Source organism: Halomonas sp. THAF5a, assembly GCF_009363755.1.
Taxonomy (GTDB): Bacteria; Pseudomonadota; Gammaproteobacteria; order Pseudomonadales; family Halomonadaceae; genus Halomonas.
This window is the reverse complement of record NZ_CP045417.1, coordinates 1,000,255-1,016,135: the sequence shown is the minus strand read 5'-3', so window position 1 is coordinate 1,016,135 and position 15,881 is coordinate 1,000,255. Positions and strand designations below refer to the sequence as shown.

11 protein-coding genes and 2 tRNA genes are annotated in these 15,881 nt (G+C 65.6%); 1 reads left to right on the top strand and 12 read right to left on the bottom strand.

Annotated features, from left to right (window positions below):
• Positions 1–94 precede the first annotated feature (94 nt).
• The 9 genes from sucD to sdhC all read right to left on the bottom strand — a co-directional run bounded on the left by sucD (position 95) and on the right by sdhC (position 11,616).
• Entirely contained in the window at positions 95–967 is an 873-nt protein-coding gene (gene sucD / locus FIU83_RS04565; protein ID WP_152482969.1) for a succinate--CoA ligase subunit alpha, read from the bottom strand.
• On the bottom strand, positions 967–2,133 hold the full coding sequence (sucC, locus tag FIU83_RS04560; protein ID WP_089847805.1) for an ADP-forming succinate--CoA ligase subunit beta: 1,167 nt from the start codon (positions 2,131–2,133) through the stop codon (positions 967–969). The genes sucD and sucC overlap by 1 nt, the downstream gene beginning before the upstream one ends.
• A 138-nt stretch (positions 2,134–2,271) precedes the next feature.
• Positions 2,272–3,711: a dihydrolipoyl dehydrogenase gene (lpdA, locus tag FIU83_RS04555; protein ID WP_152482968.1), complete on the bottom strand. Its 1,440-nt coding sequence runs from the start codon at positions 3,709–3,711 to the stop codon at positions 2,272–2,274.
• A 49-nt stretch (positions 3,712–3,760) separates the two neighbouring features.
• Positions 3,761–5,305 (bottom strand): 2-oxoglutarate dehydrogenase complex dihydrolipoyllysine-residue succinyltransferase, encoded by a 1,545-nt coding sequence (gene odhB, locus FIU83_RS04550; RefSeq protein WP_152482967.1) that lies wholly within the window; start codon positions 5,303–5,305, stop codon positions 3,761–3,763.
• A gap of 42 nt (positions 5,306–5,347) precedes the next feature.
• Entirely contained in the window at positions 5,348–8,176 is a 2,829-nt protein-coding gene (locus FIU83_RS04545; protein ID WP_152482966.1) for a 2-oxoglutarate dehydrogenase E1 component, read from the bottom strand.
• Positions 8,177–8,398: 222 nt separating this feature from the next.
• Positions 8,399–9,109: a succinate dehydrogenase iron-sulfur subunit gene (locus FIU83_RS04540; protein WP_152482965.1), complete on the bottom strand. Its 711-nt coding sequence runs from the start codon at positions 9,107–9,109 to the stop codon at positions 8,399–8,401.
• A 12-nt stretch (positions 9,110–9,121) separates the two neighbouring features.
• Positions 9,122–10,894 carry a succinate dehydrogenase flavoprotein subunit gene (sdhA, locus tag FIU83_RS04535; protein WP_152482964.1) on the bottom strand — a complete coding sequence of 591 codons (1,773 nt, stop codon included), beginning with the start codon at positions 10,892–10,894 and terminating at the stop codon, positions 9,122–9,124.
• A 3-nt stretch (positions 10,895–10,897) separates the two neighbouring features.
• On the bottom strand, positions 10,898–11,245 hold the full coding sequence (sdhD, locus tag FIU83_RS04530; RefSeq protein ID WP_152482963.1) for a succinate dehydrogenase, hydrophobic membrane anchor protein: 348 nt from the start codon (positions 11,243–11,245) through the stop codon (positions 10,898–10,900).
• Complete coding sequence (sdhC, locus tag FIU83_RS04525; protein WP_211310892.1) at positions 11,239–11,616, bottom strand: succinate dehydrogenase, cytochrome b556 subunit; 378 nt, start codon at positions 11,614–11,616, stop codon at positions 11,239–11,241. Before sdhC ends, sdhD begins: the two co-directional genes overlap by 7 nt.
• A 442-nt stretch (positions 11,617–12,058) precedes the next feature.
• Here sdhC and gltA point away from each other — a divergent pair, with 442 nt between their 5' ends.
• The gene (gene gltA, locus FIU83_RS04520) at positions 12,059–13,345 is read left to right on the top strand and encodes a citrate synthase (RefSeq protein ID WP_152482962.1); all 1,287 of its coding nucleotides are present in this window, start codon (positions 12,059–12,061) and stop codon (positions 13,343–13,345) included.
• Between the two features lie 705 nt (positions 13,346–14,050).
• Here gltA and FIU83_RS04515 read toward each other — a convergent pair.
• The 3 genes from FIU83_RS04515 to gltX form a co-directional block, all read right to left on the bottom strand.
• Positions 14,051–14,126, bottom strand: a tRNA-Glu gene (locus FIU83_RS04515).
• A 37-nt stretch (positions 14,127–14,163) separates the two neighbouring features.
• A tRNA-Ala gene (locus FIU83_RS04510) sits at positions 14,164–14,239 on the bottom strand.
• A 57-nt stretch (positions 14,240–14,296) separates the two neighbouring features.
• Positions 14,297–15,778: a glutamate--tRNA ligase gene (gene gltX / locus FIU83_RS04505; protein WP_152482961.1), complete on the bottom strand. Its 1,482-nt coding sequence runs from the start codon at positions 15,776–15,778 to the stop codon at positions 14,297–14,299.
• Between the last annotated feature and the right edge of the window lie 103 nt (positions 15,779–15,881).

Sequence of the window (15,881 nt, the reverse complement as noted above, 5' to 3'; positions counted from 1 at the left end):
CAGTGACGACCGTCGCTGACGAACCCGGCAGACGGACACGAAAAAGGGCACCCCGAGGGGTGCCCTTTTCGCGTCGCGTCCCGAAGGCAGCGGCTTACCAGCCGGTGGCTTCCTTCAGGGCATCGCCGATCTCGGCCAGGGAGCGCACGGTCTTGACGCCCGCCGCCTCGAGGGCGCCGAACTTCTCGTCCGCGGTGCCCTTGCCGCCGGCGATGATCGCCCCGGCATGGCCCATGCGCTTGCCCGGAGGGGCGGTCACGCCGGCGATGTAGGAGACGACCGGCTTGGAGACGTTCTCCTTGATGTAGGCCGCGGCCTCTTCCTCGGCGGTGCCGCCGATCTCGCCGATCATCACGATTGCCTCGGTCGCCGGGTCCTTCTCGAACATCTCGAGGATGTCGATGAAGTTGGAGCCCGGGATCGGGTCGCCGCCGATGCCCACGCAGGTGGACTGGCCGAAGCCGTGGTCGGTGGTCTGCTTGACGGCTTCATAGGTCAGGGTGCCGGAGCGCGACACGATGCCGACCTTGCCCGGCTTGTGGATGTGACCCGGCATGATGCCGATCTTGCACTCGCCCGGGGTGATCACGCCGGGGCAGTTCGGGCCGATCAGGCGCACGCCCAGCTCGTCGCACTTCACCTTGACGTCGAGCATGTCCAGGGTCGGGATGCCCTCGGTGATGCAGACGATCAGCTTGATGCCGGCATTGGCGGCTTCCAGGATGGAATCCTTGCAGAACGGGGCCGGCACGTAGATCACGCTGGCCTCGGCGCCGGTCTGCTCGACGGCTTCCTTGACGGTGTTGAACACCGGCAGGCCCAGGTGCTCCTGGCCGCCCTTGCCCGGGGTCACGCCGCCGACCATCTGGGTGCCGTAGGCGATCGCCTGCTCGGAATGGAAGGTCCCCTGGCCGCCGGTGAAGCCCTGGCAGATGACCTTGGTGTTCTTGTCGATCAGGATGCTCATTACTTGCCCTCCGCTGCCTTGACGACCTGCTGAGCCGCATCGGTCAGGCTGGTAGCAGCGATGATGTTCAGACCGCTGGAGGCCAGTTTCTCGGCACCCAGCTCGGCGTTGTTACCTTCCAGACGCACCACGACCGGCACGTTGACACCGACCTGCTCGACGGCACCGATGATGCCCTCGGCGATCATGTCGCAACGCACGATGCCGCCGAAGATGTTGACCAGCACGGCCTTGACGTTGTCGTCGGACAGGATGATCTTGAACGCTTCCGCCACGCGCTCCTTGGTGGCGCCGCCGCCCACGTCGAGGAAGTTGGCCGGGCTGCCGCCGTTCAGGTTGACGATGTCCATGGTGCCCATCGCCAGGCCGGCGCCGTTGACCATGCAGCCGATGTTGCCGTCCAGGGCCACGTAGTTGAGGTCCCAGGCCGCGGCCTCGGCCTCGCGCGCGTCTTCCTGGGACGGGTCGCGCATGGCCTGCAGGTCCGGGTGACGGTACAGGGCGTTGCCGTCCAGGCCGATCTTGGCGTCCAGGCAGTGCAGGTTGCCCTCGTCTGTCACCACCAGCGGGTTGATCTCGAGCAGCGCCAGGTCCTTGTCGTGGAACAGCTTGGACAGGCCCAGGAAGATCTTGGTGAACTGCTTCACCTGGGCGCCTTCGAGGCCCAGGGCGAAGGCCAGCTCACGCGCCTGGTAGGGCTGCGCGCCGACCAGCGGGTCGATCTCGGCCTTGAGGATCTTCTCGGGGGTCTCTTCTGCGACCTTCTCGATCTCCACGCCGCCTTCGGTGGAGGCCATGAAGACCACGCGCTGGGTGCCGCGATCGACCACGGCGCCGAGATAGAGCTCGTTGGCAATGTCGGTGCAGGTCTCGACCAGGATCTTGGTGACCGGCTGGCCCTTCTCGTCGGTCTGGAAGGTCACCAGGTTCTTGCCCAGCCAGGACTCGGCGAAGGTCTTGGCCTCCTCCGGATCCTTGATCAGCTTGACGCCACCGGCCTTGCCGCGGCCGCCGGCGTGGACCTGGGCCTTGACCACCCACATGTCGCCACCGATCTTCTTGCAGGCCTCGGCGGCCTCCTCGGGGGTGTCGACGGCGAAGCCCTTGGACACCGGCAGGCCGTAATCGGCAAACAGCTGCTTGCTCTGATACTCGTGAAGGTTCATCGATTCATGCCATTGGTTGCATGTGACTCGAACGGTGACATGGCCCGCCTCCTCGAGGGGGCGGGCAGGTGTCACCACCGTTCGCCTCCGATACATGGTCGGAAGCGATGCGCCACCTGGCGGTGGCGCTTGTTGTCTTTACTTCTTCTTCCTGCGGTTGGCCATGTGGATGGCGTGGCCCTCGACGGCGAGTGCCGCCTCGTGCACCGCTTCCGACATGGTCGGGTGCGCGTAGCAGGTCAGCGCCAGGTCCTCGGCGCTGGAGCCGAACTCGAGCGCGATGACGCCCTGGGCGATCATCTCGCCGGCATGCTGGCCGACGATGTGCACGCCCAGCACGCGATCCGTCTCGGCGTCGGCGATGATGCGCGCCATGCCTTCGGTGGCGTTGTTGGCCATGGCCCGGCCGCTGGCCGCGAACGGGAAGGCGCCGACCTTGACCTCGATGCCGGCCGCCTTGGCGTCCTGCTCGGTCATGCCGACCCAGGCCACCTCGGGGAAGGTGTAGATGACGTTGGGGATGGCGTCGTAGTTCATCTCGGCCTTATGGCCGGCGATGATGTCGGCGACCATGATGCCCTCTTCGGAGGCCTTGTGCGCGAGCATCGGGCCACGCACGCAGTCGCCGATGGCGTAGACGCCCGGCACGCTGGTGCGGCACTGGTCGTCGACGTGGATGAAGCCGCGCTCGTCGGTGTCCACGCCCACGCCGTCGGCGATCACGCCCTGGGTGTAGGGCTTGCGGCCGACGCAGACGATCAGCTTGTCGAAGGTGATCTCCTGGTCGCCATCGGCGTCGGTGTACTTGACGACGACTTCCTCACCCTTGACCTCGGAGCCGGTCACTCGCGCGCCCAGCTTGATGTCCAGGCCCTGCTTCTTGAGCAGCTTCTGGGTCTCCTTGGCCACGGCGCCGTCGACCATCGGCAGGAAGCTGTCCATGGCCTCGAGCACGGTGACCTCGGAGCCCAGGCGGTTCCAGACGCTGCCGAGCTCCAGGCCGATCACGCCGGCGCCGATCACGCCCAGACGCTTCGGGGTCTCCTGGAATTCCAAGGCGCCGGTGGAATCGACCACCAGGCCGTCCTTCAGCGGAGTCGGCGGGATCTCCACCGGCACGGAGCCGGCCGCCACGACGATGCTGTCGGCGTCATAGGTGGTGGCGTTGCCGTCGTGATCGGTGACCTCGACCTGCTTGGCGGAGGTGACCTTGCCGGTGCCCTCGATGGCGGTCACGCCGTTGGCCTTGAACAGACCGGAGATGCCGCCGGTCAGGTTCTTCACGATCTTGTCCTTGCGGGCCATCATCTTCTTGACGTCCATGGTGACGTCACCGGCCTCGATGCCCATGTCGTCGAAGTCGTGCTTGGCCTCGACGAACTTGTGGGAGGCCTCGAGCAGCGCCTTGGACGGGATGCAGCCCACGTTGAGGCAGGTGCCGCCGTGCACGACCTTGCCTTCCTTGCCGATCCACTTCTCGACGCAGGCGGTCTTCAGGCCCATCTGGGCGGCACGGATGGCGGCCACGTAGCCGCCGGGGCCCGCGCCGATCACGATCACATCAAACTTGTCAGCCATGTTGGCTCCTTTGTGGCTTGTTGCTGGAAGACGTTGCCGGCTTCGCGAATCAGATGTCGAGCAGCAGGCGTGCCGGGTCTTCGAGCAGTTCCTTGATGGTCACCAGGAAGCGGACCGCGTCCTTGCCGTCGATCATGCGGTGGTCGTAGGAGACGGCCAGGTACATCATCGGGCGGATCTCGACCTTGCCGTTCACGGCCATCGGACGCTCCTGGATCTTGTGCATGCCCAGGATCGCGGTCTGCGGCGGGTTGAGGATCGGCGTCGACATCAGCGAGCCGAAGGTGCCGCCGTTGGTGATGGTGAAGGTGCCGCCCTGCATCTCGTCGATGCCGAGCTTGCCGTCACGGGCCCGCTTGCCGAAGTCGACGATGCCCTTCTCGACGTCGGCGAGCTTCATGCTGTCGGTGTCGCGCAGCACCGGCACGACCAGGCCGCGATCGGTGGAGACCGCCACGCCGATGTCCTGGTAGCCGTGGTAGACGATGTCGGTGCCGTCGATGGAGGCGTTGACGTCCGGGAAGCGCTTGAGGGCCTCGGAGGCGGCCTTGACGAAGAAGCCCATGAAGCCGAGCTTGACGTCGTGCGCCTTCTGGAAGGTCTCCTTGTACTGGGCACGCAGCTCCATCACCGCGCTCATGTCCACCTCGTTGTAGGTGGTGAGCATGGCGGCGGTCTGCTGGGCCTCGACCAGGCGCTTGGCGATGGTCTGGCGCAGGCGGCTCATCGGCACGCGCTTCTCGGGACGCTCGCCCTCGACGACCGGGGCCGCCGCGGCGGCGGCCTGGGCGCCACCGGCCGACTTGGCCGCCTTCTTGGCGCTGCCATCCTTCACGGCCTTCTGCACGTCCTCCTTGAGGATCCGGCCACCCTTGCCGGTGCCCTCGATCTTCGCCACGTCGAGGTCGTGCTCGGCGACCAGCTTGCGGGCGGCCGGCGCGAGGATCTTGCCGCCGACCTTCTCGTCGCTGGCGCCATCATCGGCGGAGGCCGCCGGCTTCTCCTCACCCTTGGTGGCCGGTGCGGCGCCGCCGCCGGCGCCCTCGGTGAAGGTGGCCAGCACCTGCTCGGAGGTCACCTGGCTGCCCTCCTCGGCCTGGATCTCGGTCAGCGCGCCGTCGGCCGGGGCGACGACCTCGAGGACCACCTTGTCGGTCTCGATCTCGGCCAGCACCTCGTCGCGCTTGACCGATTCGCCGACCTGCTTGGCCCAGCTGGCGACGGTGCCTTCCTGGATGGACTCGGGGAAGGTCGGGGCCTTGACCTCGTGGGTCTTGCCACCGGCGGCCGGTGCCTCGGCCTTGGCCTCGCCCTTCGGCGCCTCCTGCTGGTCGGCCGGCGCCTCGCCCTTGGCCTCGCCCGCACCGAGGCGACCCAGCAGCTGCTCGGACGCCACGGTATCGCCCTCTTCCGCCAGCACCTCGGCGAGGGTGCCGGCCTCGGGTGCCACGACCTCGAGCACCACCTTGTCGGTCTCGATCTCGACGATCAGCTCGTCACGCTCGACGCTGTCGCCGGGCTTCTTGTGCCAGGCGGCCACGCTGCCTTCGGCAACGGATTCCGGAAAGGTGGGTGCCTTGATATCGGTAGCCATGTCGTATCCCTTGTGTGTTCTCTCTCGTCCCGGTGGGACGCCTTACAGGTTGAAGGCGTCTTCCACCAGCTGGCGCTGCTGTTCGGTATGCACGGACATGTAGCCCGCCGCGGGAGCCGCCGATGCCGGGCGACCGGCGAACTTGAGCTTGCCGCCCAGGCCATCGCGCAGCAGGTCGGCCACGGCCCGCATGTGGTGCTGGCTCGAGTACCAGGCGCCCTGGTTGAGCGGCTCTTCCTGGCACCAGACCACGTCGGTGACGTTGGTGTAGTCCTGGATCGCGGCGAGGAGCTCCTCCTTGGGGAAGGGGTAGAGCTGCTCGACGCGCAGGATGGCCACGTCGTCACGGGCATTCTCGTCGCGCCAGTTGGCCAGGTCGTAGTAGACCTTGCCGGCACACAGGATGATGCGCTCGACCTTCTGGGCCTCGAGGTTGCCCTGGTCGGGCAGCACCATCTGGAAGCTGCCCTGGGCCAGCTCGTCGAGGCTCGAGGTCGCCGACTTGTGGCGCAGCAGGCTCTTGGGCGACATCACCACCAGCGGCTTGCGCAGCGGACGGATCACCTGGCGGCGCAGCAGGTGGAAGATCTGCGCCGGGGTGGTCGGCACGCAGACCTGCATGTTGTGCTCGGCGCACAGCTGCAGGAAGCGCTCCAGGCGGGCCGAGGAGTGCTCGGGGCCCTGGCCCTCGTAGCCGTGGGGCAGCAGCATGGTCAGCCCGCACAGACGCTCCCACTTGGTCTCGCCGGAGGAGATGAACTGGTCCACCACCACCTGGGCACCGTTGAAGAAGTCGCCGAACTGGGCTTCCCAGATCACCAGATCGTTGGGCGCGGTGGTCGCGTAGCCGTACTCGAAGGCCAGCACGGCCTCTTCCGACAGGAAAGAGTCGTGGATGGTGAAGCTCGGCTGGCCGTCGGCCATGTGCTGCAGCGGCACGTGAACGCTGCCGTCCTTCTGGTTGTGCACCACCGCGTGGCGGTGGGAGAAGGTGCCGCGACCCACGTCCTGGCCGGTGAGGCGCACCGGGTGGCCCTCGTCGAGCAGGGTGGCGTAGGCCAGCGTCTCGGCGAAGCCCCAGTTGATGGCCATGCCGCCGGCCTGCATCTTGCGGCGGTCCTCGTAGATCTTGGCCACCTGGCGCTGCACGGTCACGCCGTCGGGGATCTCGCACATCTTGCCGGCGAGGCGCTGCAGGCGCTTCATCTCGACCCGAGTGTCGGCGTAGCCGCTCCACTCGTGGCCCAGGTAGGGCGTCCAGTCGACGAACAGCGACTTGTTGGGCTTCTGCACCAGGGCGTTGGCCACGTGGTTGCCGGCCAGCAGATCGTCGCGGTACTTCTCCATCATCGCCTTGGCGTCGTCGTCGGAGAGCAGCCCCTCCTTGACCAGGCGCTCGACATAGCGGGTCCGCGAGGACGGATGGTCCTTGATCTTGCTGTACATCATCGGCTGGGTGCCGGACGGCTCGTCGGCCTCGTTGTGGCCGCGGCGGCGATAGCAGACCAGGTCGATGACCACGTCCTTCTTGAACTGCTGGCGGTAATCCAGCGCCACCTGGGTGGCATGCAGCACGGCATCCGGGTCGTCGCCGTTGACGTGGAAGATCGGCGCCTGAACCATCTTGGCGATGTCGGTGCAGTACTCGGTGGAACGCGAGTCCTGCGGGTGCGAGGTGGTGAAGCCCACCTGGTTGTTGATCACGATGTGCACCGTGCCGCCGGTCCGGTAGGCACGGGTCTGCGACATCTGGAAGGTCTCCATGACCACGCCCTGGCCGGCGAAGGCCGCGTCGCCGTGGACGTTGATCGGCAGCACCTTGTCGCCGACCGGGTCGTTGCGGCGATCCTGGCGGGCCCGCACCGAGCCCTCGACCACCGGCGCGACGATCTCCAGGTGGGAGGGGTTGAACGACAGCGCCAGGTGGACCTCGCCGCCCGGGGTCATGACATTCGAGCTGAAGCCCTGGTGGTACTTGACGTCACCGGAGCCGCGCTCGACCACCTTCTTGCCGTCGAACTCGTCGATCAGCTCGGAGGGGTTCTTGCCCAGGATGTTGACCAGCATGTTGAGACGCCCGCGGTGGGCCATGCCGATGACCACTTCCTTGGTGCCGTAGCTGCCGGCGCGCTGGATCAGCTCGTCCATCATCGGAATGAAGGACTCGCCGCCCTCGAGGCCGAAGCGCTTGGTGCCCGGGTACTTGGAGGCCAGGTAACTCTCCAGGCCCTCGGCGGCGGTCAGCCGCTCGAGCACGTGCTTGCGCACGTCGGGGCTGAAGTTCGGGGCGCTGCGCACCGACTCGAAGCGCTGCTGCAGCCAGCGCTTCTCCTCGGTATCGACGATGTGCATGACCTCGCAGCCGATGGAGCGGCAGTAGGTCTGCTCCAGCGCACCGACGATCTCCTTCAGCGGCGCCTTGTCCAGCCCCATGAAGAAGGAGCCGGTCTGGAACTCGGTGTCCAGGTCCGCCTTGGAGAGCTGGTGGAAGGAGAGATCGAGGTCGGGAACCGGGGTGGGACTGCGCAGGCCGAGGGGGTCGATGTCGGCCTTCTGGTGCCCGCGGAAGCGGTAGGCGTTGATCAGCTGGAGTACCTTGACCTGCTTCTTGTTCTCCCCGCTCTCGGCGGCGACGTGTGCCGTACGACGCTGCTGGCCCAGCTGGTAGAACTGGTCGCGAACCGGGGTGAGAGGAACATCCTGGCTGGCCCCGCCCTCGGGCCGCGGCAGCTGGTCGAAGTACTGGCGCCATTCGTCGGGAACGGCGGAAGGGTCATCGAGGTACTGCTCGTAGAGCGCTTCCACATAGTGGGCATTGCCGCCACTCACGTGGGAGGAGCGCCACATCAACTCCATTATGCCTTGTTGCATCTCTTGGTCACCCTGCACTGATGGGGTGGTATCGGCGTCGACACGACTCGAGCGCATCGACATCGCTGATGCCCTGCCGGAGGAAGAGCATCATGAATTCCATGGTCAAGAGCCGGTGCCCAGGGCACCGGCTCTTTACATCACGCTCCGCACCGGACTCGGCTGCGGCAGCTTGCCGCAGCCCGAGAGCGATGCACATGATAACAAGCTGGAAGCCACGATTTAAGTGGCATCGGCCAGCAGCATCTCGCGAATCTTGCCGATCGCGCGGGTCGGGTTCAGCCCCTTCGGGCAGACCGCGACGCAGTTCATGATCCCGCGGCAGCGGAACACGGAGAACGGATCCTCCAGCTCGGCCAGGCGCTCGCGGGTCGCGTCGTCACGCGAGTCGGCGAGGAAGCGATAGGCCTGCAGCAGGCCGGCCGGGCCGACGAACTTGTCCGGGTTCCACCAGAAGGACGGGCAGGAGGTCGAGCAGCAGGCGCACAGGATGCACTCGTAGAGGCCGTCGAGCTTGTCGCGCTCTTCCGGCGACTGCAGGCGCTCGATGGCCGGCGCCGGCTCGTCGTTCTGCAGGTACGGCTGGATGCGCTCGTACTGCTTGTAGAACAGCCCCATGTCGACCACCAGGTCGCGGATGACCGGCAGGCCCGGCAGCGGGCGCAGGGTCAGCTTGTTGCCCTTGACCACCTCGGAGAGCGGGGTGATGCAGGCCAGGCCGTTCTTGCCGTTCATGTTCATGCCGTCGGAGCCGCACACGCCCTCGCGGCAGCTGCGACGGTAGGCCAGGCCGTTGTCCTGCTCCTTGGCCAGGTGCAGGACGTCGAGCACCATCAGGTCGCGACCCTGGGTGTCGACCTGGAACTCCTGCATATAGGGCGCGGAGTCGGTTTCCGGGTTGTAGCGGTACAGGGATACCTGAAGCTTGGACATCGTGACTCCCCCTTAGTAGGTGCGGACTTTCGGCTCGAACATCTCGACGGTCTTGGGCGCGAAGTTGACGTCGCGCTTGCCCAGGCGCTTATCGGCCGGGAAGTAGAGCGAGTGCTTCAGCCAGTTGACGTCGTCGCGATCCGGGTAGTCGTAGCGGGAGTGGGCGCCACGACTCTCCTTGCGCTCCAGGGCCGCGATGGCGGTGGCCTCGGCCACTTCCATCAGGTTGTCCAGCTCCAGCGCCTCGACGCGCGCGGTGTTGAAGGTGCTGGACTTGTCCGGCAGGTAGGCGTTCTCGATGCGCGTCCGCAGCTCTTCCAGGCGCTTGACGCCCTCGACCATGTTCTTCTCCTCGCGGAACACGCCGAAGGAGGTCTGCATAATGTCCTGCAGCTCGCGCTTGAGGTCGGGCACGGTCTCGCCGTCCTCGGACTCGTTCCAGCGGGTGATGCGCTTCATCGCCGACTCGACGTCGGACTCGGAGGCCTCGAGGTACTCGATGCCCTCGTTGAGCGCGCCCTCAATGTACATGCCGGCCGCGCGACCGAAGACCACCAGGTCGAGCAGCGAGTTGCCGCCCAGGCGGTTGGCGCCGTGGACCGACACGCAGGCCGCCTCGCCGCAGGCATAGAGGCCGTTGACGATCTGGTCGTTGCCGTCGGCGTCCTGCATGATCGCCTGGCCGTGCACGTTGGTCGGGATCCCGCCCATCATGTAGTGGCAGGTCGGCACCACCGGGATCGGCTCCTTGGCCGGATCGACGTGGGCGAAGGTCTTGGAGAGCTCGACGATGCCGGGCAGGCGCTTGCCGAGGACCTCCTCGCCGAGGTGATCCAGCTTGAGGTAGACGTGGTCGCCCTTCTCGCCGCAGCCGCGGCCCTCGAGGATCTCCATGACCATGGAGCGCGCGACCACGTCGCGGCCGGCCAGGTCCTTGGCGTTGGGCGCGTAGCGCTCCATGAAGCGCTCGCCGTCCTTGTTGACCAGGTAGCCGCCCTCGCCGCGGCAGCCCTCGGTCACCAGGGTGCCCGCACCGTAGATGCCGGTCGGGTGGAACTGCCACATCTCCATGTCCTGCATCGGGAAGCCGGCGCGCAGCGCCATGCCGATGCCGTCACCGGTGTTGATCAGGGCATTGGTGGTGGAGGCGAAGATACGGCCGGAACCGCCGGTGGCGAGCACGGTGGCCTTGGACTTCACGTGCACCACTTCGCCGGTCTCGATGTCCATGGCGATGCAGCCCACCACGTCGCCGTTGGCGTTCTTGACCAGATCGACGGCGTACCACTCGTTGAGGAAGGTGGTGTTGTTCTTCAGGTTGTTCTGGTAGAGCGTGTGCAGCAGGGCGTGGCCGGTACGGTCGGCCGCGGCGCAGGTACGGGCCGCCTGACCACCCTTGCCGAAGTCCTTGGACTGGCCGCCGAACGGGCGCTGGTAGATGCGGCCATTGTCGAAGCGGGAGAACGGCAGGCCCATGTGCTCGAGCTCGAAGACCGCCTTCGGGCCCTCGGAGCACATGTACTCGGAGGCGTCCTGGTCGGCGATGTAGTCGCCGCCCTTGACGGTGTCGTACATGTGCCAGCGCCAGTCGTCGTTCGGGTCGGCGGAGGCGATGGCGCAGGTGATGCCGCCCTGGGCGGAGACGGTGTGCGAGCGGGTCGGGAAGACCTTGGACAGCACGGCGGTCTTCTTGCCGGACTTGGCCAGCTCCAGGGCGGCCCTCAGGCCGGCGCCGCCGCCGCCGATGATGATGGCGTCGAAAGACAGGCTACGCATGTTGGACATGAATCAGGCTCCCCACAGAACGGTGATGCCCCAGACCAGGAACACGAAGATGGCCAGGATGATGATGAGCTGCGCACCGATGCGAATACCGGTCGGCTTGAGATAGTCGGTGGTCACGGTCCACAGCCCGACCCAGGCGTGGGCGGCCAGCGAGATGAAGGCCAGCAGCGAGAAGATGCGCATCCAGGTCTGGGCGAAGAGCCCGCTCCAGGCCGCATAGTCGAGGCCCGGGCTGAACAGCAGGAAACCGACGATAAAGAGAGAGTAGAGCGCCAGGATGACGGCAGAGACGCGCTGCAACAGCCAGTCGGAGAGGCCGCTGCGCCCGAAGTTCGTAATGTTGGTTACCATACCCAGACTCCAGCCAGAATGATCAGGACCGCACTCACCACCACGGTGATCTGTGCCTTCTTGACGCCACCCTCCAGGGTCACGCCGATATCCATGTCCATCAGCAGGTGCTTGATGCCGGCCACGAAGTGGAAGGCCAGGGCGGAAAGCAGGCCCCAGGCGACCAGCTTGGCCAGGAAGTTGTGGGCCAGGGCATCGCTCACGGCCGCGAAGCCAGCCGGTGAGGACAGTGATGCATCCAGCGCCCAGAAGGCGAAGATCAGGCCGATGAAGAGGATGACGCCGGTGATGCGGTGGGCGATCGACGTCAGGGCGGGAAGGGGGAACTGTATCGTGGACAGATCCAGATTTACGGGTCGTTTGCTATTCACGGCTCTACACACTCTCTTGGCCCGCTCTTCTTCGTCCGACAAGGCCCGAGCGGGCGGTGGTTACGGGAAGGGACACGATCGTGGCCGAGTTGGACACGACCACCGACTCCTGCCAGTCGCGCGCTGAGATTATAGGGTCATCACCCCTTCATGACAAATGAACCCAGGACCGGGTCGACCATGGTGGAAGGCCGAGTTATCGGCCTTGGCGCGGGGTGACCCCGGGCCCGAGGCATCGCCTGACCCCCTCGCGCTCGGCGATGGTGCAAGGCACCATTTATTATACAAGACCATACCAAAACACTGCGCATTGTACAGCCATCGGCGCCCAATGGTGGAATTGACAATCTCGAAGACGCTTCTATAGTGGGCGAACCTTTTCGCCGGCACCTGCAGCGAAACAAAGCAAAAACGTCCCCATGAACTCGAGAGGAGGCCAGTTATGGCTGACAGGAAAGCGACATTGACGGTAGACGGCCTGGAGAATCCGATTGACCTGCCGATCTACTCCGGCTCCCTGGGCCCCGACGTCATCGACGTCCGCGGCCTCGGCGCCCAAGGCCTCTTCACCTATGACCCCGGTTTCATGGCCACCTCTTCCTGCCAGTCGGCGATCACCTACATCGATGGCGGCAAGGGCGTACTGCTGCACCGCGGCTATCCGATCGACCAGCTGGCCAAGCACTCCAACTTCGTCGAGACCTGCTATCTGCTGCTGTTCGGCGAGCTGCCGAACGACGCGCAGTACGAAGACTTCAAGTCGCGCGTGACCAACCACACCATGGTCCACGACCAGATCAACAACTTCTTCAAGGGCTTCCGCCGCGACGCCCACCCGATGTCGATCCTGTGTGGTGTGGTCGGTGGCCTGGCCGCCTTCTATCACGACCACCTGGACATCACCAAGCAGGAAGACCGCGAGATCAGCGCCGTGCGACTGATCGCCAAGATGCCGACCCTGGCGGCGATGTCTCACAAGTACAACGTCGGCCAGCCGTTCAACTATCCCCGCAACGACCTGAACTATGCAGAGAACTTCCTCTACATGATGTTCAGCAACCCGTGCGAGGACTACCAGATCAATCCGGTCTACGCCAAGGCCATGGACCGCATCTTCATGCTCCATGCCGACCACGAGCAGAACGCCTCCACCTCCACGGTGCGCCTGGCCGGCTCCACCGGCGCGAACCCCTTCGCCTGCATCAGCGCCGGCATCGCCGCGCTCTGGGGCCCGGCGCACGGCGGCGCCAACGAGGCGGTGCTGAACATGCTCGACGAGATCGGTGACGACTCCGAGGAAAACATCCAGCGCTTCATCGACAAGGCGAAGGACAAGGATGACCCCTTCAAGCTGATGGGCTTCGGTCACCGCGTCTACCGCAACTTCGACCCGCGCGCCAAGGTGATGAAGGAGACCTGCGACGAGGTGCTGGCCGAGCTGGGCCTCGCCGACGACCCGCAGCTGAAGATCGCCAAGCGCCTGGAGCAGATCGCCCTGGAAGACGAGTACTTCATCGAGCGCAAGCTCTACCCGAACGTCGACTTCTACTCCGGCATCATCCTCAAGGCCATGGGCATTCCGAAGAACATGTTCACCGTGATCTTCGCCGTCTCCCGCACCATCGGCTGGATCTCCCACTGGCACGAGATGCTCAGCGACAGCTACAAGATCGGTCGCCCGCGCCAGCTCTACACCGGCCACGACCAGCGCGACTATCCGGCCAGCTGAGCCGAGAGCGCGACCGCCGGTACCGCAAGGGCCGCCCCGAGGGGCGGCCTTTTTCATGCCCGCCGAAACGCCCGTGACGGGCGCTCAGCGCTCGAGGCGGAAACGGACACCCACGGCACGGCCCAGCGCCACGATAGCCGGCACCCCTGGAGCAAGCGCCTCGAGAGCCAGCGCCTCGCGAGTCGTCCCGCGAGAGGGGCGCACGCCCCTCGCCCTCGACACCGGCAGCGACACCCCTCGGTATGCGTGGCTCGCCGGACGGTCCGGCGGACCATCCGTCGCCCCGATACCAGAGAACTAGAATTCTCATCATTTCAGGTTGACTTACCCCGCGACACGCCCACGCCGGGGGCGTCGCCCGTTTTCCACACATTCTGTGGATAACCCTGTTCACAACCTCTCGAAAAGGCCTCTGAACCGCCATGAATAGCGGCACCGCCTTAGATTGGTTATTTTTTAACCTATCGTAAGTCATTGAAATAAAAGGGTTATATAAGAAAGTCGGCAACCAGGGGGCTGGGCGCCGCGACTATGCACAGCCCCGCCGCACTAAGCAGCACACGTGGACAAGTCAAGGAAAATTCACGTCAAAGTTGGCACGATTCGCCGCCGGCAGGCCACCGGAGGGAACAACGAGGCGAAAACGGCCAGGCTGGCTTGAGGGCCGGCTGGTCAGAAGAAAGTATGAGGGGAAAGAATTGGAAGTGGCGTCCCATAGGGGGTTCGAACCCCTGTTACCGCCGTGAAAGGGCGGTGTCCTGGACCACTAGACGAATGGGACGCAACGTCTTGCGAAGAGACGACTACCATCGGAGCGATGGTGGAGCCTAGCGGGATCGAACCGCTGACCTCGACACTGCCAGTGTCGCGCTCTCCCAGCTGAGCTAAGGCCCCGTTCTCTCGAAGACGGGGCGTATGTTACTGATAAGCCCCGCCTTCGTCAACAGGAAATCACGCGAGCTCGCGAAATTCCTTCTCGAAGCGCTTGGCCTGCTTCTTGGAGACGCCGCCCAGCACCTCGATGGCGTGGCGCAGCCGTGCCCGGGTGACATCGGAGCCCAGGATCGCCATGGCGTCCATCACCGAGGTGCTCGAAGAGGAGCCCGTCACGGCGATGAACACCGGTGCCAGGAAGGCCTTCATCTTCAGCTCGAAGTGGGCGGCCAGCGCCTTGACCTCGCCGAGCAGGGCCTCCTTGTGCCAGGCCGGCACGAGCTCGAAGCGCCAGACCAGGAACTGCAGCAGCTTCAGCAGCTCCTCGCGGGACAGCTTCACCGCATCGAAGTCCTCCTCCGTGATGGCCGGCAGGCCGGAGAAGAAGTGGCCGGCCAGCGGCATCACCTGGGAAAGCGTCTCCACCCGGGGGCGCACCTGGGGCAGGATCTGACCGACGTACTCCTCGTTGAAGGCCCACTCCATCAGCGCCTTGAGCAGCGCCGCATCGTCGAGGTCCTCGCGGATGTAGACGCCGTTGAGCCAGGTCAGCTTGTCGAGGTCGAACACCGGCCCGCCCAGCGAGACCCGCTGGATATCGAAGTGGGCCATCATCTCGTCGAGGCTGAACTTCTCGCGCTCGTCGGGCATCGACCAGCCCATGCGGCCGAGATAGTTGGTCACGGCCTGGGGCAGGAAGCCCATGCGCCGGTAGTAGTTGATGGAGGTCGGGTTCTTGCGCTTGGAGAGCTTCGACTTGTCGGGGTTGCGCAGCAGCGGCATGTGGCAGAGCACGGGCATCTGCCAGCCGAAGTACTCGTAGAGCAGCTGATGCTTGGGCGCCGAGTTGATCCATTCCTCGCCGCGCAGCACGTGGGTGATGCCCATCAGGTGATCGTCGACCACATTGGCCAGGTGATAGGTCGGCATGCCGTCGGACTTGAGCAGCACCTGGGCATCCACCTGGGCCCAGTCCACCTCGATCACCCCGCGCAGCATGTCCTCGACCACGCAGGTACCGCTGGCCGGCACGGTCATGCGTACCACGTAGGGCCAGCCCTCCCGCTCGCGACGGGCCTGCTCCTCGGCGGGCAGCGCCAGGTCGGCGGGCTTCAGGGCCAGGTGCATGCCGGCCGCCTTGCGCGCCTCGCGCAGCTCGTCGAGCTCCTCGGTGGTCCGGTAGCACTTGAAGGCGTGGCCGGAGGCGATCAGCTGGCGGGCGTACTCGCCATAGATATCGCCGCGCTCGCTCTGGCGATAGGGCCCGTGGGGACCACCGACGTCGGGCCCCTCGTCCCACTCGAGCCCCAGCCAGCTCAGGGAGTCGAGGATCATCTGCTCGGACTCGGGCGTGGAGCGCGCGCGGTCGGTGTCCTCGATGCGCAGGATGAACTGGCCGCCGTGCTGGCGAGCGAAACAGAGGTTGAACAGGGCGATATAGGCGGTGCCCACGTGGGGATCGCCGGTGGGTGACGGCGCGATGCGAGTGCGTACGGTCATGTCGTCCTAGGTCCTGTCGATGGAGGGAGGCCGCCCTGGCTTGGCGGGCGAATGGCCGCATTATACGCACCTGACCAGCGCCGGGCAGCCGTGGCCGGGAATC

Bases quoted from the DNA above. Each gene is read 5' to 3' on its own strand.
- sucD (WP_152482969.1), bottom strand. From the start codon at position 967: ATGAGCATCCTGATCGACAAGAACACCAAGGTCATCTGCCAGGGCTTC.
- FIU83_RS04545 (WP_152482966.1), bottom strand. From the start codon at position 8,176: ATGCAACAAGGCATAATGGAGTTGATGTGGCGCTCCTCCCACGTGAGT.
- sdhA (WP_152482964.1), bottom strand. From the start codon at position 10,894: ATGTCCAACATGCGTAGCCTGTCTTTCGACGCCATCATCATCGGCGGC.
- gltX (WP_152482961.1), bottom strand. From the start codon at position 15,778: ATGACCGTACGCACTCGCATCGCGCCGTCACCCACCGGCGATCCCCAC.
- sdhD (WP_152482963.1), bottom strand. From the start codon at position 11,245: ATGGTAACCAACATTACGAACTTCGGGCGCAGCGGCCTCTCCGACTGG.
- sucC (WP_089847805.1), bottom strand. From the start codon at position 2,133: ATGAACCTTCACGAGTATCAGAGCAAGCAGCTGTTTGCCGATTACGGC.
- FIU83_RS04540 (WP_152482965.1), bottom strand. From the start codon at position 9,109: ATGTCCAAGCTTCAGGTATCCCTGTACCGCTACAACCCGGAAACCGAC.
- gltA (WP_152482962.1), top strand. From the start codon at position 12,059: ATGGCTGACAGGAAAGCGACATTGACGGTAGACGGCCTGGAGAATCCG.
- lpdA (WP_152482968.1), bottom strand. From the start codon at position 3,711: ATGGCTGACAAGTTTGATGTGATCGTGATCGGCGCGGGCCCCGGCGGC.
- odhB (WP_152482967.1), bottom strand. From the start codon at position 5,305: ATGGCTACCGATATCAAGGCACCCACCTTTCCGGAATCCGTTGCCGAA.